Origin of the sequence: Paenibacillus sp. FSL H8-0537 (assembly GCF_038051995.1) — a bacterium.
Taxonomy (GTDB): Bacteria; Bacillota; Bacilli; order Paenibacillales; family Paenibacillaceae; genus Pristimantibacillus.
The window spans coordinates 4,789,465-4,807,661 of the sequence record NZ_CP150290.1 but is presented as its reverse complement, the minus strand read 5'-3'; the positions used below and the strand labels follow the sequence as shown (position 1 = coordinate 4,807,661).

At 45.1% G+C, this 18,197-nt stretch carries 14 protein-coding genes and 1 pseudogene; 14 read left to right on the top strand and 1 reads right to left on the bottom strand.

Going from position 1 to position 18,197, the window contains the following annotated elements; translation table 11 throughout:
- The first annotated feature begins 69 nt into the window (after positions 1-69).
- The 11 genes and pseudogenes from MHB80_RS20215 (at position 70) to MHB80_RS20165 (ending at position 13,599) form a co-directional block, all read left to right on the top strand.
- Positions 70-849 (top strand): SDR family oxidoreductase, encoded by a 780-nt coding sequence (locus tag MHB80_RS20215; protein ID WP_341278658.1) that lies wholly within the window; start codon positions 70-72, stop codon positions 847-849.
- 43 nt (positions 850-892) lie between these two features.
- Positions 893-1,660 carry an SMP-30/gluconolactonase/LRE family protein gene (locus MHB80_RS20210; RefSeq protein ID WP_341278657.1) on the top strand — a complete coding sequence of 256 codons (768 nt, stop codon included), beginning with the start codon at positions 893-895 and terminating at the stop codon, positions 1,658-1,660.
- A gap of 27 nt (positions 1,661-1,687) precedes the next feature.
- Entirely contained in the window at positions 1,688-2,026 is a 339-nt protein-coding gene (locus MHB80_RS20205) for a hypothetical protein (protein ID WP_341278656.1), read from the top strand.
- A gap of 62 nt (positions 2,027-2,088) precedes the next feature.
- A pseudogene (locus MHB80_RS20200) lies at positions 2,089-2,286 on the top strand (LLM class flavin-dependent oxidoreductase); the annotation flags it as partial.
- Positions 2,287-2,595: 309 nt separating this feature from the next.
- Positions 2,596-4,185, top strand: coding sequence for a response regulator (locus MHB80_RS20195; RefSeq protein WP_341278655.1), 1,590 nt, complete (start codon positions 2,596-2,598; stop codon positions 4,183-4,185).
- 1 nt (position 4,186) lies between these two features.
- Positions 4,187-6,025: a histidine kinase gene (locus tag MHB80_RS20190; RefSeq protein WP_341278654.1), complete on the top strand. Its 1,839-nt coding sequence runs from the start codon at positions 4,187-4,189 to the stop codon at positions 6,023-6,025.
- A gap of 103 nt (positions 6,026-6,128) precedes the next feature.
- On the top strand, positions 6,129-7,556 hold the full coding sequence (locus MHB80_RS20185) for a sugar ABC transporter substrate-binding protein (protein ID WP_341278653.1): 1,428 nt from the start codon (positions 6,129-6,131) through the stop codon (positions 7,554-7,556).
- Positions 7,557-7,645: 89 nt separating this feature from the next.
- Positions 7,646-8,578, top strand: coding sequence for a sugar ABC transporter permease (locus MHB80_RS20180; protein ID WP_341278652.1), 933 nt, complete (start codon positions 7,646-7,648; stop codon positions 8,576-8,578).
- Positions 8,575-9,408 carry a carbohydrate ABC transporter permease gene (locus tag MHB80_RS20175; protein ID WP_341278651.1) on the top strand — a complete coding sequence of 278 codons (834 nt, stop codon included), beginning with the start codon at positions 8,575-8,577 and terminating at the stop codon, positions 9,406-9,408. The genes MHB80_RS20180 and MHB80_RS20175 overlap by 4 nt, the downstream gene beginning before the upstream one ends.
- Before the next feature lie 45 nt (positions 9,409-9,453).
- A complete protein-coding gene (locus MHB80_RS20170; protein ID WP_341278650.1) occupies positions 9,454-11,463 on the top strand; it encodes a beta-L-arabinofuranosidase domain-containing protein in 2,010 nt (669 codons plus the stop codon).
- 84 nt (positions 11,464-11,547) lie between these two features.
- Positions 11,548-13,599: a CBM35 domain-containing protein gene (locus MHB80_RS20165; protein WP_341278649.1), complete on the top strand. Its 2,052-nt coding sequence runs from the start codon at positions 11,548-11,550 to the stop codon at positions 13,597-13,599.
- 183 nt (positions 13,600-13,782) lie between these two features.
- On the opposite strand, the gene MHB80_RS20160 is transcribed toward MHB80_RS20165, so the two are convergent.
- Entirely contained in the window at positions 13,783-14,865 is a 1,083-nt protein-coding gene (locus tag MHB80_RS20160; protein ID WP_341278648.1) for a GntR family transcriptional regulator, read from the bottom strand.
- Between the two features lie 189 nt (positions 14,866-15,054).
- Here MHB80_RS20160 and MHB80_RS20155 point away from each other — a divergent pair, with 189 nt between their 5' ends.
- The 3 genes from MHB80_RS20155 to MHB80_RS20145 all read left to right on the top strand — a co-directional run bounded on the left by MHB80_RS20155 (position 15,055) and on the right by MHB80_RS20145 (position 18,182).
- Entirely contained in the window at positions 15,055-16,401 is a 1,347-nt protein-coding gene (locus tag MHB80_RS20155; protein WP_341278647.1) for an extracellular solute-binding protein, read from the top strand.
- A gap of 81 nt (positions 16,402-16,482) precedes the next feature.
- Positions 16,483-17,340 (top strand): sugar ABC transporter permease, encoded by an 858-nt coding sequence (locus MHB80_RS20150; RefSeq protein ID WP_341278646.1) that lies wholly within the window; start codon positions 16,483-16,485, stop codon positions 17,338-17,340.
- On the top strand, positions 17,337-18,182 hold the full coding sequence (locus tag MHB80_RS20145) for a carbohydrate ABC transporter permease (RefSeq protein ID WP_341278645.1): 846 nt from the start codon (positions 17,337-17,339) through the stop codon (positions 18,180-18,182). Before MHB80_RS20150 ends, MHB80_RS20145 begins: the two co-directional genes overlap by 4 nt.
- Positions 18,183-18,197: the final 15 nt, after the last annotated feature.

Here is an 18,197-nt window from a genome sequence, read left to right as displayed (position 1 = left end):
GCTTATTTTTAATATCTTGGTAACGGTGTTTCTTTAAAAATACGGTGTATAAAAATAGGAGGACTTTATATGAATATTCAAGGAAAATGGACGCTCGTTACTGGAGCCTCGTCCGGGATTGGCGAGCAATTCGCCAGACAATTAGCGGAGAAAGGCAGTCACTTGGTGCTTGTAGCAAGGTCGGAGAGCAAGCTGAATAATCTGGCGTCGGAGCTTAGCAAGAAGCATGGCATTCAAGCAAAGGTCATTGCGCTTGATCTGTCCAAGGATAGTGCGCCGAGCGAGCTGTATAAGCAATGCCAGCAGCTGAAGGTGGATATTGAACTGCTTATTAATAATGCAGGTTTTGCTACGCATGGCTTGTTCGAGCAAGTATCCGGTGAGCGCCAGCATGAGGAGATCATGCTCAATGTTGCGGCAGTGGTAAGCCTGACCCATTTGTTTTTGCCAAGCATGCTGCGCAGAAGTTCAGGTACCGTCATCAATGTAGCTTCGACTGCGGGCTTTCAGCCACTTCCCTATATGGCGGTTTATGGGGCGACCAAAGCTTTCGTCTTATCGTTTACGGATGCTCTATCGTGGGAAAATCGCAAACGCGGCGTGACGTTTTTTGCCTTCTGTCCCGGCTCGACCGATACGGATTTCTTTAAGGTTGTAGGCACGGAATCCGCCTCCGTCGGGAAAAAAGATACGCCGGAAAAAATCGTCAAGGAGGCGCTGCGCAAGCTGGCGCAAGGCAAGTCCTATTTTGTACCGGGTATGAAAAATTATATCGGAGCACAGCTGTCGCGGTTCGTAACGCGCAAGCAGTCGCTACGGATCGTAGGCGGCATGCTCAAGCCACGCTAATCCATGCATCAGCCGTCAGCATAATCATAAGGGAGATATTCAAATGACATCTGCATCGAGAAAAACGAATGCTAGCTCTAGACGCAAAATCATCAGCAGGGTGGGCTTATCCCTTTTAGGGCTGCTCGTGGCAGGAGCGCTGGTCTTTATTATTATGCCATCCCCAGTCGAGCCGGTAAAATGGGTCGCGCCAACCGCGCCTTCTTTCGAGGCGGAAGGACCGTGGCAGCAGAACGACAAGCTCAGCTCCGCCCAGCTGGTTACGGATGCCCCGCATTTTCCGGAATTCATTACCTTTGATAAGGAAGGGCAGCTTTATACAGGGGATTCCGACGGTAAAATCTATCAAGTTCCTTTCGATGCACAGGGCAATCCCGGGCCGGCAGTCGTGTATGCAGATACGCAAGGAACACCAAATGGCATGATGTTTGATGCTAACGGGAATCTCATTGTGACCGATGTGCAGAAAGGCCTGCTTGCGGTATCGCAGACAGGGAGCATAGAGGTGCTTGCCGATTCAGTGGACGGCGAGCCGATTTATTTAGCTAATGAGCTCGATATTGCGAAGGATGGCACGATTTATTTTTCCGATACATCGAATTATGGCAAGGTGACCTTCAAGGAAATGGCGGAAAACAAGCCGCATGGACGGCTGCTCAAATATGATCCGGCGACGAAGCAAACGTCAGTGCTGCTGGAAGGACTTTATTTTGCCAACGGAATTGCGTTGTCGGCAGATGAGGAGTATGTGCTGGTGGCAGAGTCGTATCGCTATCAGATGACCCGTTATTGGCTTTCAGGGGAGAAGTAGGGGACGGCGGATGTTTTTGCTGAAAATATGGCTGGCTTCCCGGACAATATAACGCGGGATGCGCAAGGGAACTTCTGGGTCGGCATTTTCACGAGCCGCTTGGCATTTGTTGATCAAATGCACAACAGCCCGTGGCTGGCTGGGCTGATGGCTAAAGTGCCGCAAGCGCTGCTGAATGGTGCCAGCGCGCCGGTGAAGCATGGGCTTATTGCCAAATACAGCCCGCAAGGGGAATTGCTCGAAAGCTGGCATGAACCGTCAGGCAAGATTTATGGAATAACGACAGCGGTTAATCATAACGGCTATTTATATATCGGGACAGCGCCGGGAGGCAGCGAGGGTGTATACCGCGTACCTTTGTCCTAATAGGCTGGTCGTATTCACCAGTTGCAGCTTGTTGCGGATCGGATATTTAAATTAGAAAATAAAAAATGATTGAGAAGATTTTGGTTTACCATCAAGCGTTTGGGCACGAGGTACTAAGCATTAGCGTGGATGGACTGACGGAGGCAGAGCAGCGCGAGCAGGTGGAGCGTTTTGCAGCCGATGTCATTCCGGTATTAAAGCGGGAAATTCCGAGCAAGGTTTGGGAAAACCAACCGTTGTTTGCAATGCCCTCCCGTTAACGAATTTTAAATGGAACGGGGCTGTCCATTAAATGATAAGCTCCCCATACGGTAAACAGGTGAAATCATACAACCTGTCTACCGTATGGGGAGTTTTTTCATATTAACTGAAAAATAGGGTACTTCGGAGAAACTCGTATTCTTGGTGAAAGGGCTCTAGAGCCCCATAAAATCCATCTATCCTAATCATTCAATGATGTAATAATTCAAGAAATCATGCTATTATCCAATCAAAGTATAATTTATCAACCATTTTTGTTCATTATGATATTGATAGCGTTTACATTTTGATTGGAAAGAGGCTGCGGGATGCACAATGTACTTCTTGTTGATGATGAACCGAGGCAACTAAGAGCGATGGCAACCATAATTAAATCGCTGAGGCCTCACTATGCGCTGCATACTGCTGCGGATGGCGAAGAAGCATTGGCTCTAATAAATCAGTTCCCCATAGACGTTGTTATGACTGACATCCGTATGCCCGTTATGGATGGTATGGAACTGTTAAAACATCTCTCTACGCAAAATTATCAAGGCAAGCTCGTGCTTATAACAGGCTACGGAGATTTTAATTATGCCCAACAAGCGATTCGCTTAGGGATATTTGATTATATCGTCAAACCGATCGGCAAGCCCGATCTGGAGCATTTATTAGATAAGCTTGATCAGGTATTGGAAAATGAACGGGAAGAGAACAAAAAATGGACGGAGATTACGCATAAATTAGAAGCTTCCATAAATGCCTATCATCATCAGCTGCTATTGGATTGGCTTCAAGGAAATAGTGATGGCTCGGAGCTAAGGGAAATGCTTTATCCTCAGATTGCTGAGCATAAAGGTTTATTGCTCGTTATGCGGAATAAAAAGCAGGAAGCAGAACAAGGGAAAGAAAGAATAAATAACCAATTGTTAATAGAAAGGGTGAGAGGCCTTTTTCAGCAATTATCAAGCTTGACCATATTCATAGAGTTAGATGGGAAGTTAGTAATGTTAGCTGCACATCATAACCATGCCATACAGAACAACCTTTCCATTCATTCCGCACTAGAAGCCATTATAAATGATTTACGATCTGAATACGATCTCGTTTGTACACTTGGCTGCGTTGAATTAAATGAAGAAAATTGGAAAAAGGGAAAGACCTGTTATGATCAAGCAGCCAAAGCGCTGGATCGCAGCTTTATTTTGGGAATAGGACAGGTTATTCCATATCAGGATTGCGATGATACGAAGAGATCAATAGATCTTTTCGAACAAGAGCAGCAGTTTGCCGCAGCGATTCAGAAAGGGAATGTGGAACAATTAAACAAGCACATCAATGATTTGCTTGAAAAAGTGAGAGATATCACGTATCCAAAAGCAATGTCGATAAAGGAAGACGGTGTGAGGCTTATCATCAACCGTCTCAAAGAAGCGCAGCACCTTGCTTCCAAGGATGAGCTTTCCCTGTTATCCGATCAATTCGAGAATAAGATGATGTTATGCGAGGACTATCGCGAGCTAAGGCATGCTATGAAAAATGCGGCAACGAGTATCTCAGAGCTATACCGTCGTACGAACGAGGATAAGAATCATATTGTGATGCAGAAATGCCACATGTATATTCAAGAGCATTTTCAAGAAGATATTTCTTTAGAAGCGATTGCACAGATGTTTCATTTCAACGCATCTTATTTCAGCACACTGTTTAAGTCCCATACCAACATGAATTTAACCGACTATATAATGAGCGTGAGAATGGACAAGGCTAAGCAATTGCTGCTGCATTCTAAAGATAAAATTGCCGACATAGCACAAAAAATAGGGTATAAGGATGTAGGTTATTTCATTCGTGTATTTAAACGAGAAAACGGTATTTCACCTAAAAAGTTTAGAAGTTTGACTGGAAAGGATCAATGAAATGAAATGGAAACGGCTCTCTCACATCAATCGGAAGATTGGCCTGCGGGCACAGCTTATCATCGCGTTTATCATTTTAATAACGATACCGTTATTTATTTTTGGATTCCGTTACTATGACGTGAGCAGAACGATCGTTTCGGATATTGCGGAAAAAAATATGTACAATGTGGTGAAGAAGAATAATGAAATCATTGATACGAAGTTGTTGCAAGCAAAGGACAATATTATTTCATTCCTTGTAGACAAAGATTTATATAACGCATTCTCCTCTATACAACCTACGGATGATTATCAAATTTCCATGCTGGATAAGAAAATTTCTGTCGCAATGGATAAATATTTCTCACATCTGCAAGATGTATATTCCGCGCAGCTAGCGACTAGTTATGCGACTTTCCGCCCTACGGCAGCGCCAAACGGAGGAAGCGGCAAAAACTTTATACCGGAGGGTGCCATTCAAAATACGAGCATGTATCGGGAAGCGGTTGCGCAGGAAGGTAAAATTTTATGGATACCGACCTACAATTTTTCTGAGATGTTCAATGTTCCTTATATGCTGGATGCAAATATCGAGTTTCGTTATATGTTCTCTGCCGTTGAGATGATTAACGGTTCATATTTTGATGGCACGACCTACGCGACCTTTTCCCCAGACATTGAGAAGCCAGTCCTCCTTATTAATTACAAGGAGGACTTTTTTCGGAATGTGTTTCAGAGCAGCCTTTCTGTAGACGGCAGTTATTTTTTCGTGGTTACGAAAAATGGTCAGTACGTGTCCCACCAGGATAAAGCGAAAATTGGCAAAAACGATCATTTCCCGTGGCTGCAATCTATAATCGACCAAGGAAGCGGTACAGCAAAGGTGAAAATAGACGGGCAGGAAACGATCATTTGCTTCGATACTTCAAGTATCACCGGCTGGATGTCGCTAGTAGTCATTCCTTCAGACCAGCTGCAGGGAGATATTTTGAAAACATTAAAATCATATTTGATTTATTCGCTTATTTTGTTAATTGTAATTTTTATTTTCATCTCCTATTTTGTTACCGGACGGATCACGAAACCTCTATTGAACTTATTAAAGGCTTTTAAGCAAACGGGAGAGGGCAATTTCGAAATAACCGTTGATGAGAAAGGAAGCAAGGAACTGGTCGTATTAAGCAAGCGATTCAAGGATATGAACGAAAAGATCCAAAAGCTAATCGAAGAGAACTACGAAAGCAAAATCAAGGAAAAAGAAGCAGAGATTATGGCTTTGAATTTACAGCTTGATCCACACTTCATGTATAACACGTTAAATGTTATTAATCTCATTTCAGTCGAGAATGGACAGGATGAAATAAGCGAAATGATTGTAAGCCTGTCCAAAATGCTCAAATATACCGTGAAAGCGACGAGCGATCTCGTTCCATTCAAAGGGGACTGGGAGTATCTGCAAAGTTATATTTTAATCATGACCAAGCGGTTCGAAGGGCATTTTCATGTAGATACGGATATTGATCCGCTATTGTTTACTTACGGGGTTCCGAAGTTTTTTCTCCAACCATTTGTCGAAAATGCTTTCGTTCACGCTTTTCATGGAACAAGAAGCGGAGGAATCCTCACCATCACTGGGAGAATGGATGATAAAGGGTGCCGCGTATTTGAAGTTACGGACAATGGGAGCGGGATTTCAAACGAAATAATGGAACGAATATTAAGCGACAATGACGCATCGGTAGGCATTCAAAATGTAAATAAGCGGATAAAAATAATGTACGGCGAGTTATATGGTGTATCTTTCGAGACCATTCTCGGGAAGGGGACGACGGTAACGATACGCCTTCCTGAGGATTAAGGCAAAAATTGTGCTATAACATAAAAATTGTTATATTTTTACGAGCGAGCGTTGCCATACAATGAAGAGGCATCAAACCATCCACAAACAGGGGGGCAATTCTATGAGAAAAGCAGTAAATAAAACAGTTTGGTTATTTACCTCAATTATTCTTCTCAGTTCGATTCTAAGCGCTTGCAGCAGCGACAACGGAGGGAATACAGCAACACAAGCCTCGAACGGGAATCAAGCAAATAGCAGCAATCCGGTAAATGCGGAAAAGGAACCAGTAAAGCTGAAATTTACTTACTGGGGCAGTCCGGATGAGAAAAAAGCCATTGAAGGGGCTACGCAAAAGTTTACAGAGAAATACCCTTGGATTACGGTGGAAACGATTCAGATCCCCAATTCGGATTATAACACCAAATTGACAGCAATGGCCGCATCCAACGACATGCCAGATACAGGATATATGACTGGTGATTTGGGGGATACCTGGGCGAAGCAGGACAAGTTCGTGAATTTATTCAATATGTTTGATAAAGACAAAGAAATTAAACGGGATGATTTCCTAGACACGATCTGGTACAAACAAAGCGCTAACAACGCATGGGGGATAAGTACGGCAGGTGAAGCATTTGGACTTTTCTATCGCAAAGACATTCTTGAGAAAGCAGGTATCGCGACACCGCCTGTAAAGGCTGAAGAGGCATGGACGTGGGATCAATTCGTAGAAATCGCGAAAAAGCTAACAATCGATAAAAACGGTAAAAATGCTGCTGATCCAGACTTTAATCCGAAGGCCATTAAGCAATACGGGGTTACTTTCGAAACGTGGAATGAACCGATTAACAACTTTATCTACAGCAATGGCGGAGACTGGCTCTCCAAGGACGGCAAAGAGTTTACGTTAAACAAGCCTGAGGCGGTTGAAGCCATTCAGAGGCTGGCAGATCTAATTAACGTTTATCATGTTGCTCCATCTCCGCTTGCTGCTAAATCGCTTCCAGCTATGAACATTGCTCTGCAATCTGGAATTACAGCTATGGCGATAGGCGGCCAATGGATGAATTTGGATCTGGGCAATGCAAAGGTCAATTATGATATCGGCGTGCTGCCTAAAATGAAAACAAGCTTAACGGTCGGTTTATCAGGCGCTACGGTATTGTTTAAGGATTCCAAGCACCCGGAAGAAGCTTGGATGCTCTTTAAATGGATGTCGAATCCGGAAGGCGCTATCGAGCTGTATTCGAGCGGTCTTTGGATGCCGACGATGAAGGAATGGTATACCGATCCGGCTCTCGTTGCCAAATGGGTAGATGCGAACCCGGCTGCCCACCCTCCGGGCTTTAAAGAAGCAATGATGAATCAATTCCTAAATCATTCGGTCCCTGGTTCGACGTATTATTTGAAAAACTATGCGAAGTTGAATTCTTATGTCATTTCAAGTCTTGATGCGGTTTGGTTAGGGAAGGACAGTGCGGAGGTCGTGTTGAATGAACTTGCAGAAAAAATTCAGCCAGAGGTGCAAGGCCGTTACGACGCAGAATAATTAAACACAACATAGCTGCAGGGAGGAAGCGGGTGAACAGTTGCCTCTTCCTGCCCCGGCAGTAAACGAAAGGTGCTGAGCAGGAAACGATGTCCTCCTCTAAACGGCTCAAAAATTTACGCACGGGCTTATTGTTTACTTCTCCCGTGCTGCTTGGCTATGCCATTTTTATACTTATCCCTTTAATCGTCACTTTTGTGCTTAGCTTTACCGAGTACACAATTGGCGGGCCAATGAAGTTTATCGGGTTAACGAATTTCAACGATATGTTCTCAGGGAAAGATATGTTTTTTTATCCAGCAGTCAAAGCTACTTTCTACTATGTGTTTTTCAGTGTTCCATTGATGATTGTATTTTCATTTGCGATTGCGGTCTTGCTGAACCAGAACATTATTGCTAGAGGCTTCTTTCGCGGTGTTTTTTATCTTCCTGTCGTGATTCCGCTCGCATCAGCTGGGATTGTTTGGATGTGGATGCTGCAGCCGGACTTTGGGGTCGTAAACTATTTATTAGATAAAGTAGGACTGCCGACCTCGCCCTGGTTGGCTTCAGATAAGACGGTTATTCCCACTTTAGTTCTCTTTGGTTTATGGAATTGCGGCAGTACAATTGTTATTTTCCTGGCAGGCCTGCAGGCCATCCCTGCACAGCTTTATGAAGCTATTGAGATTGATGGGGGCAATGCATGGAGAAAGCTGCTTCATATTACCATTCCAATGAGCTCTCCGATTATATTTTTTAATGCCGTTATGGGTTTTATCAACGCATTCCAGACCTTTGTTCAACCTGCGGTTATGACAAGCGGCAGCTCAGGCAGCGGTGCTGCCACCATGGGGGGGCCTGATAATGCAAGTCTCCTTTATGTGTTGTACTTATTTCAGAACGCGTTTCGATTTTCGAAGATGGGGGCAGCAAGTGCGAATGCTGTTATCCTTTTCCTAGTAACGCTATTGTTTACTTTCCTTATCTTCAAATTCTCGAAGTCTTTCGTTCATTACGAAGGAGATGGCAAAACATCATGAAAGTAAAAAAAGCAGCAAGCATGTTTTTTGTTTATTTTTTTCTGATTAGCGGAGCAATTGCCATGCTTTTCCCCTTTTATTGGATGATTAAAACGGCGTTGGTGGGCAGTGACAGCATTTTCGAAATTACACCGACTTTTATACCTAAATCATTGGAGTTCCATAATTTTAGCGATGCTCTGCAAGCGCAACCATTTGGCAGGTTTTTTCTGAATAGCGGTATCGTAACGATTGCGAATATTGTTGGAGTACTCTTAACCAGCTCGCTTTGCGCATATGGCTTTTCAAGAGTGAATTGGCCAGGCCGGGATAAAGTATTCGGCGTTATGTTAACAGCACTCATGCTTCCTTTTGCAGTAGTTATGCTTCCTCAGTTTATCGGATGGAGAATGCTCAACTTGACAGATACGCTATTTCCCTTGATTATTCCGGCTTATTTTGGCGGAGGATTGTTTAATATCTTCTTGCTTAGACAATTTTTTATGGGGATACCAAGAGACCTGGATGAAGCAGCTTATATGGACGGAGCCAATCATTGGACCGTTTATTCCAAAATCATTTTACCGCTCAGTTCCCAGTCGCTAATTGTCGTTGGTTTATTTACGTTTCTGACTAACTGGAACGATTACCTAGGACCGATGCTGTATTTGTCATCGGAGAAAAATTATACGTTGATGCTGGGACTGACCTTATTTCAGGGCTCCTATTCTTCGCAGTGGAATCTGATGATGGCAGCTGTCTCGATTGTGGTTCTTCCCTCGCTAATCGTCTTCCTTTTTGCCCAGAGGTATTTTATTCAAGGGATCGCAATGACAGGGATTAAAGGCTAACGATACGTAGTCCAAAAATATAAAGCAGCTAAGGAGCAAAATGCGATGAAGTCAATAAAATCAGCTCAATCAATCAAACTAACAGATGTGCGTATACAAGATCCTTTATGGTCCAGATATATCGATTTGGTTCGTGATGTTGTCGTTCCCTATCAGTGGATGGCGCTTAACGATCAGGTTGAAGGAGCAGAGCCAAGCCATGCCTTGCGCAATTTTAGAATAGCGGCAGGACATGAGCAGGGAGAGTTCTATGGGATGGTATTCCAAGATAGCGATGTTGCCAAATGGCTTGAAGCCGTAGGCTATTTGCTGGCTGCTAAGCCCGATCCTGACCTCGAAATACTTGCTGATGGCGTTATAGATGTTATCGCTGCTGCACAGCAGCCGGACGGGTATTTAAATACTTATTATACCGTCAAAGAACCGGAAATGCGTTGGAGCAATCTTTGCGAATGCCACGAGCTCTACTGTGCTGGCCATATGATTGAAGCGGGTGTAGCTTATTATCAAGGTACCAGTAAGCGCAAGCTGCTTGATGTTGTATGCAGGCTTGCAGATTATATTGATACCGTTTTTGGCAGTGAGCCAGGCAAGCTGCAAGGGTACGATGGACATCAGGAGATCGAGCTTGCATTAGTTAAATTATATAGAGAAACCGGCAATGAGAAATACTTAAATATGAGTGTCTATTTTCTCAATGAACGGGGCAGGCAGCCGTTTTATTATGATGAGGAATGGGTGAAACGCGGTAGAACGCATCATTGGGAAAGTTCCTTTATGATTGAGGAGAAGGAGTACAGTCAAGCCCATCTTCCCATTCGCGAGCAGGACAAAGCTGAAGGACATGCGGTAAGAGCCGTTTATATGGCTACTGGCATGGCAGATGTTGCCGCTGAAACAGGTGACCAAAGTCTGCTTGAAGCATGCCGTAGACTTTGGTCAAATATCGTTACCAGAAGGATGTACATTACAGGCGGTATTGGTTCCATGGCGCAGGGTGAAGCGTTCTCGCTAGACTATGATTTGCCGAACGATACGGTATATGCTGAAACCTGTGCCTCCATCGGTCTTATTTTCTTCGCTAACCGAATGCTGCAAATAGAATCTAATGGTGAATACGCAGATGTAATGGAACGAGCACTATATAATACGGTCATCAGCGGCATGTCGCAGGATGGCACCAAGTTTTTTTATGTAAATCCACTTGAGGTTGTTCCTCATACATGCGGAAAAAACAAAAACTATAATCACGTCAAGCCGGAACGCCAAGGCTGGTTCGGATGTGCCTGCTGCCCTCCTAACGTGGCGAGACTGCTCGCTTCTCTTGGGGACTATATTTATACGATTCGGAATAATACCATATTTACGAACCTTTACATTGGCGGGGAACTAGAATGTCAACTAGATGAGGGCCATGTCGTATTGAAGCAGCAGTCGCATTTTCCACGTGATGGCGCGGTCCGCTTCGAAGTTCAGAGCGAGGGCGTTGTCCCCTTTACGCTTGCTCTTCGTTTGCCTAACTGGTGTGACCATGCACAATTGAGGATCAACGGGGTCCAGATGGAGATAGAGGATAAGATCATAAATGGTTACGTGCATGTGTCTAAGCATTGGATGAAAGGAGATATCGTCGAATGGGATCTATCGATGCCCATCCTACGTATGGAGGGTCATCCATTGGTTAGACAAACAGCTGGAAAAGTTGCCCTGCAGCATGGTCCATTCGTGTATTGCATGGAAGAGGTCGATAACGGAGCGAACCTTCATCAGCTCGCACTGCCGAAGAATGGAAGGCTTGATTTGCAATACGAAGACGGACTGCTTGGGGGCATCCCAACGATTACTGCTGAAGCCGTGCGCTACACTTCCTCAGACTGGAATGGCAGCTTATATCGGAGTGAGGCCGATTGGCGACTTGAACCGGTAAGGGTAACCTTTATCCCTTATTATGCTTGGGCTAATCGCGGGCTGGGTGAAATGAGTGTCTGGGTAAGACAAGTCAATGAAGCGGAGATTAGAAAGCGCTTTCAAGGAGGTGGTGAGATTATCGAATAGAACATTGAAGGAAGTCTTCTAAAAGCTGTTGCATCGTTAAGATCGCAGGTGAATTGTACACATTACTTAGAGGAGGTTATTTATTTGAAAAAATCAAGAAAAGCCTTGATTTTAAGCTCCGCGGCATTTCTTCTTAGCAGCGTATTTTCAGTTGTTCCGGCCTATGCTGCTACCAGTTTGACGGTAGATTTATCAAGCGATATCGGGCCGGTAACTCATGGAGCGGGGGGATCGTTATATGGCGTAATCGAAAATCAACCGGATAATAGCCTGATCATTCCATTGCGTGCAAAAGCTTATATCAACCCAGCAGTCGTCGGTTATCAACAGCCATGGGGGGCTGTGGTCCCGGTGGCGCAGAAATTAGCCCTTACAGGCAGTAAAGTAACCGTTCGTCTTGCGGATTGGTATCCCGGATGGTATAACTACTCGAATTTGACAGACTGGTTCAATAAGTTGACCACGACTGTAAATGCTGTTCAAGCAGCCGGACTTACGAATATCTACGGATACGAATTATGGAATGAACCGGACGGGACATGGAAAGGCCAATATGTAGGCGGAATAAATTATAGCGACAGCTATGTACAGTTCACCGTCAATGTGCCCACGGCCAAAGCCTATGCCATGACTATTCGGTACGCCAATGGGACGGGCGCTTCTTCAACGCATAGCATGAGCGTCAACGGCGGCAGCGCGACGACGATCACCTATCCGAATAGCGGAGGCTGGACCGGATCGGGCAGAGGGGCTTCGCTGACGACGAACGTCAATTTAAACGCAGGCAACAACACGATTAGGCTTACGAAGGGAGCCACGGGATATGCCGAGATCGATTATATCGATATCACGGGCGGCAATCCCGCAAGATACGAAGCGGAAAACGCGACGGTTAACCATTCTACGAGTCACAATAGCGGGCATGCTTCATCGAATGCGAGCGGCAACCTGACGTTCAATGAATTTTTCAGTCAAACCTATACGAAGCTAAAGCAGCTTGACCCGAATGCCAAAGCAATCGGACCTTCGTATTCTTGGTACAACCCTAATGCTATGCTGGGCTTTATGTCTTACCAGAAGACTCAGAATACAGTCCCGGATATCAATGCATGGCATCAGCTGGGCGGAGATAATTTCACGGCCAATCATAATGATTATAGAGCCATCGAAACTTCTCTTGGAATCGCGCCAAGACCGATCTCGATTAATGAATACAGCGGTGCCGCTTGGATTAATGATGAAGGAAAGCCTGGCGCAGTAGCCCCATTGATCGCGAAGTTCGAAAGACTGAAAGTGGACACCGCCATGCAAAGCTATTGGGACGTTCCGAAACCGGGAAGATTGGGAAGTCTCCTATCGAGTTCTACGCAACGAAACGGCGGCTGGTGGTTTTATAAATGGTATGGCGACATGACTGGCAGCATGGTTTCCGTTACGCCTCCGAACGTGAATGACGTGGTCGCTCTTGACGGATTCGCAAACGTAGACGCTACGAGACAATATGCAAGCTTGTTATTCGGCGGAGTAACGGACGGTTCTGTCAATGCGGTCATCAAGAACTTTCCGTCGTTCTTTGGTACGAATGGCAGCAAAGTCCATGTGCGGGCAGAATGGACTCCGTTTGTCAACCGGAGTACGGCCGTCAACACGACGAACACTTTGTTTGAAGCAGATTATACAATTGCAAACAATCAGATTACCGTACCGATTACGGGTCTATATAATAATGACGGCTACAGGCTCTATATTACGCCGTTCGGTCAGGCAACCAACGTATATGAAGCCGAAAATGCGGCTGTAAGCCACGCTAATATCACGACCGGTAATGCATCGGGTGGAAAATACGTCGGTCAAATCGACTATAGCGACAGTTACGTTGATTTCTATGTCAAAGTGCCTGCAGCTAGCACTTATACTATGGCGATTCGATATGCCAACGGCACAGGCGCAAACTCTACCCATAATTTAGTTATTAACGGCGGATCAGGGTCAACGGTAACCTATCCGGCTACGGCAGGATGGGGACAGTTCGGCACCGTGAACGTGAATGTTAATTTAACGGCTGGCGATAACATTATCAGATTGGCAAAAGGAAGCACTGGGTATGCCGAACTCGACAGTATCGCTATAAACTAGTATATGGAACAATAAATGTATGGAAGCGGGGAATTCCGAGCAAGGTTTGGGAGAGTAAGCCATTATTCTCATACTAGAAGGTCTGAAAACCAAGCAATAGTGTAACGATTTGCCGTCACAGGTAAAGCCAAGGGGGAATCCCTCTTGGCTTTTTTTCGCTGTTTGAAACGGATTTTTCTCAATTTAAGACAGCTGTTCACATAAAATAAGCTCTACTTCAATGACGGTTTGCTGCGGCAAATATTCTCCCTCTATTTGCGATTTCAGCAAGGAGACAGCTGCTTGGGCGAGCAGATTTTCGTTTTGGCTGACATAGGAAATGCCCGGAAGGTCGGGATTATCGAAGGAGACGATTTCGGTTTCCCTGCGGTCAAGCTTCCCAAGCGATTGATAGGCAATTTGAGCGGCTTCAGCGGACAAAGCATAGATGGCGCTCACCTCGGGATGAAGGCTAAGGAAGGCCGTCACATACGGCTCGGCCTGATCTGTGCGTAAAATATCGAGCGGAACATGGCACCACAGTGTTTTGTCGATGGAGATACGTTTATCGATATACGCCTTCTCAAAACCCAGCGTGCGGTCTTCAATCGCTGTATTCGTATTGTCTGGTGAGATTAAAGCAATATTTTGATGCCCTTTGCTTAATAAATAATTGATCGTCTCGTAGGACCCGGCTGCATTATCTGAAATAATTTGATAAGTATCAATGTTTCGCAGGTAACGATCAATAAATACAAAGGGAAACTTATCGAGCGATAATCGCAGCAAGGATTCGTTGTATTTCTCGTCCTCGGTAGGGAAAACGATAATGCCCTTTACCCCGATCTCAGTCAATTTGTTAATCGCTTTTGACTCTTCCACAGAGGATTCCCTCGTAATATGCAAAATCGTCTGATACCCCGCTTCCTTCGCATGAAGCTCTACGTAATCTACCAGCTTTTGAATGACCTTCGTCTTCAGGGTAGGAATGATAAACCCAATAATGTTATTCATGCCTTCAACAGGCGAACCGCTTTGCAGCCTCGATTTCACGCTGAGAGCCTCATCGTTCACTTGAGCGACGAATGTGCCCTTCCCTTGAATACGGGTGATCAGTCCTTCTTCCGCCAGAGAGATCAATGCATTTTTCACCGTAATCTTGCTTACCCGGAATTCCTCCATAATTTCTTGTTCGGAAGGCACTCTGTCCTTGTAGCGTAATTCGCCTGTTAGAATCCGCTCTCTGTAATAGCTTTGTATTTGTTTGTATAAAGGCATTTTGCTCATTGGCGCCACCTCAAAAGGAAAGATAATTATAATATATCATCAAATTAGAGGGACTTAAAAGAAAAATATAATTAAGTGATTTTTATAACCAATTGGATATATAAAATCGTAATTCTTTATTCTATAATCCAAATAGAAAGCGGTTACAATTCGGAAAACCCATTCATAACTAAAGCGGAGGTCAAAAAAATGAGAAAAGCGAAAGCATTATCAATGGCAAGCACCTTGTTTTTGGCAGTAACGATGTTATCTGGTTGCGGAAGTGCGAGCAATGGCAATGAGGGTTCCTCCCAGACAGGTGCAGCTCCATCTTCGCCTGCGTCCGCTCCTGCCAAAACAGACGCAGGCGAGAAAGTTACGCTGAGCGTCGTTCACTACATGGTTGAGAAGCCGAAGGTAGATACCTTCAAGAAGCTGACGGACAAATTCACTGAGCTGAATCCAAACGTAAGCTTCGATATCTCGGTTATGCCAGTAGATAAATACAACGATAACATTAAACTGAAAGTCAGCTCAGGAGATACGCCTGACATTATATTTGGACGCCCTGCAGGCATGGTTGACATGACGAAGGCCGGAGCCTTTCTGGACGTAACGAATGAAGCTTTTGTTAAAAGGGTTGATCCGGCCTATATTCCAAATGTTACGTATGAAGGCAAGGTATATGGTTTGCCGATTGATTTAATGACGAATGCCGTCATTTACAACAAGGATTTATTTAAAGAGGCAGGCGTTGAGGTTCCGAAAACCTATTCGGAGCTGCTGAAGGCCGCGGAGACGCTGAAATCCAAAGGCATTACGCCATTTGCAGCCTCATGGAAGGACGGAGCTTCCTACATGAGCTTTATGTGGCCGGACATGTGGGGGACACTGCTCGTGAACAACCCCGATTATGCGAGCAAAATTATAGCTGGTGAAAAAAGCTTCTCGGACGTTCCTGGCTACAAGGACTTCCTGCAGCGCGTAAACCAGCTTAGCGCCTATGCGAACAGCGACGCCAAGGATATTGATTATGATCGTTCGCTGCAATATTTTGCACAAGGTAAAGCAGCGATGGATATTATGGGCAGCTTTGCGATAGGCAGCATTCGCAGCTACAATCCGAGCGGTAATTTCGGAGTATTCATGTATCCGGCGACTGATAATCCAGAAGACAACTACATGACGTATTCCACGGATGACACATGGATGATTGGGGCCAAGTCGGCGAATGTCGAGATGGCGAAAAAATTCTTTGATTTTATGGCTTCCGATGAGGGAGCGCAAATTTGGGCGGATGGCGTACAGACCATCAGCACCATATCCAAAGATATTAAACCAGCACAGCAAGATCCGATCTCGGCTGAGTTCCAAGCCGTTTTCCAATCCGGAAAAATTGTCAACAATCAGGTGAAGCCGCTTTGGTACGGCCAATATGACGATACATGGCAAAAAGTGATGACCTTCTTCCTCGTTACCGACCCTGCCGAGCGCAATGTGGATGAGACGATTAAGAAGCTGGACGATGGCTTTGCAAAAATCAATAAAATGAAGTAACAGCTCGAGCTTTTCGGCGCTTGAATGGCATAGGGGCGCCGAAAAGCTGTACATTCTTAATAAATATTTGGCGGTGAGTGGATGAAGCGACTATACAAAAACAACCTCGTAACCTTTACGTTCCTGATTCCGGCTCTTTTGTTTTTTTCTTTAGTTGTGATTTTCCCCTTTTTCCGCGGGTTGAACATTGCGTTTACCAATTGGGATGGCATCAGCCCAACCTATGACTATGTTGGCTTGCGCAACCTCAAGCTGCTGTTCAGTGACACCGATGCTATCGAGCCGATTAAAAATACGCTGTTTTTCGCTTTTTCCACGACGTTGCTCGTAAACGTATTGGGTCTTTTGCTAGCCGTGGCGCTCAATACAAAATTCAAAGGGGTCAACCTGTTAAAGACGTTCATTTTTATGCCGATGGTCATCAGCCTTGTGTTGGCCTCCATCATTTGGCGCTATATCTACAGTGATATTTATCCGATTCTCTTCCAGACCGATAGCGGTCTGCTTGGCAATCCTTCAACTGTCATGCTGGGCATTGTCATCATTGCTGTCTGGAAAGAGGTTGGTCTTGCGATGGTCATCTATTATGCGGGCCTGCAAACCATTCCGAAAGACATGTATGAATCGGCCCGCATTGATGGCGCTGGCATCGTACAGCAGTTTCGCAGCATTACGATCCCATTGCTGATGCCTGCCTTTACGTATTGCATTCCTTTGTGGCTGGGGACAGGCTTAAGGCAATTTGATTACTCAATGGTCGCGACAAAAGGTGGTCCAGGGACGTCTTCCCAAACGATGGCTATGTATGTTTACAATTATGAATTTCCTTATTTCAAGGCAGGCTACGGGCAGATGTCCGCCATTGTGCTTTTCGTCTTCATTCTCTTTATTACCGTTCTCGTTACCGGCTATTTCCGCAGAAGGGAGGTGGAATATTGAACACATCGCGAGCTACCAAGCCGTTTAAATGGGTGGAACGAATTCGCATTGCTATCCTTTATGCTATTGGCCTGCTGTTCTTGTTCCCCTTCTATATCGCAATCGTCTATTCCATTAAGACGCCGATGGAGACGGCCGAAAGTCCGCTCAGCTTTCCCAAACACATTTCATGGAGCAATTATGCGGATGCTATTGAAGCCTCCAACTTTTTCCTTGCGCTTCGCAACAGTGTGGTGACAACGTCGGCGACGGTTGCTCTGACGATTCTTGTCTGCTCCATGGGAGCTTACGTCATTGCCCGAAACAATACTCGCTTTTATACGTTTTTCTATTATTTATTTATGTCGAGCATTATGCTGCCGTTTCAGGTGCTGATGTTTCCACTGTACAAAACATGGGCGGACCTTCATATTCTGAATACGCTGCCTGGGCTCGTCATCTCGTTAACGGGCGTGCAGATCGGTTATTTTTGCTTCCTTTATGTAGGCTTCATCAAGACGGTTCCAAGGGAACTGGAAGAATCGGCGTTGCTGGACGGAGCTTCACGGTATCGAACGTTTTTTAGTATTATTTTTCCGCTGCTGAAGCCAATTAACATGACAATCATTGTACTTAGCGCCCTTGGGGCGTGGAATGATTTCGTTGTTTCTATGGTGCTTGTGCAGAAAAAGGCGGTTTCCACGCTGCCGCTTGTGCAATTCCAGTTTTTCGGCGAATATACGTCCCAGGTGAATATGGCATTCGCAGCTATTATCCTGTCCATGATTCCTATTATGATCTTCTACGGATTCGCTCAGCGCTATATTATTGGCGGCGTTACGGCGGGCGCGGTAAAAGGCTAACGACGAAATGAGGCT

Excerpts from the sequence above, each read along its gene's own strand:
- MHB80_RS20180 (WP_341278652.1), top strand. The coding sequence starts at position 7,646 with ATGTCCTCCTCTAAACGGCTCAAAAATTTACGCACGGGCTTATTGTTT.
- MHB80_RS20210 (WP_341278657.1), top strand. The coding sequence starts at position 893 with ATGACATCTGCATCGAGAAAAACGAATGCTAGCTCTAGACGCAAAATC.
- MHB80_RS20150 (WP_341278646.1), top strand. The coding sequence starts at position 16,483 with ATGAAGCGACTATACAAAAACAACCTCGTAACCTTTACGTTCCTGATT.
- MHB80_RS20170 (WP_341278650.1), top strand. The coding sequence starts at position 9,454 with ATGAAGTCAATAAAATCAGCTCAATCAATCAAACTAACAGATGTGCGT.
- MHB80_RS20195 (WP_341278655.1), top strand. The coding sequence starts at position 2,596 with ATGCACAATGTACTTCTTGTTGATGATGAACCGAGGCAACTAAGAGCG.
- MHB80_RS20190 (WP_341278654.1), top strand. The coding sequence starts at position 4,187 with ATGAAATGGAAACGGCTCTCTCACATCAATCGGAAGATTGGCCTGCGG.
- MHB80_RS20155 (WP_341278647.1), top strand. The coding sequence starts at position 15,055 with ATGAGAAAAGCGAAAGCATTATCAATGGCAAGCACCTTGTTTTTGGCA.
- MHB80_RS20205 (WP_341278656.1), top strand. The coding sequence starts at position 1,688 with ATGGCTGGCTTCCCGGACAATATAACGCGGGATGCGCAAGGGAACTTC.
- MHB80_RS20185 (WP_341278653.1), top strand. The coding sequence starts at position 6,129 with ATGAGAAAAGCAGTAAATAAAACAGTTTGGTTATTTACCTCAATTATT.
- MHB80_RS20215 (WP_341278658.1), top strand. The coding sequence starts at position 70 with ATGAATATTCAAGGAAAATGGACGCTCGTTACTGGAGCCTCGTCCGGG.
- MHB80_RS20160 (WP_341278648.1), bottom strand. The coding sequence starts at position 14,865 with ATGAGCAAAATGCCTTTATACAAACAAATACAAAGCTATTACAGAGAG.
- MHB80_RS20175 (WP_341278651.1), top strand. The coding sequence starts at position 8,575 with ATGAAAGTAAAAAAAGCAGCAAGCATGTTTTTTGTTTATTTTTTTCTG.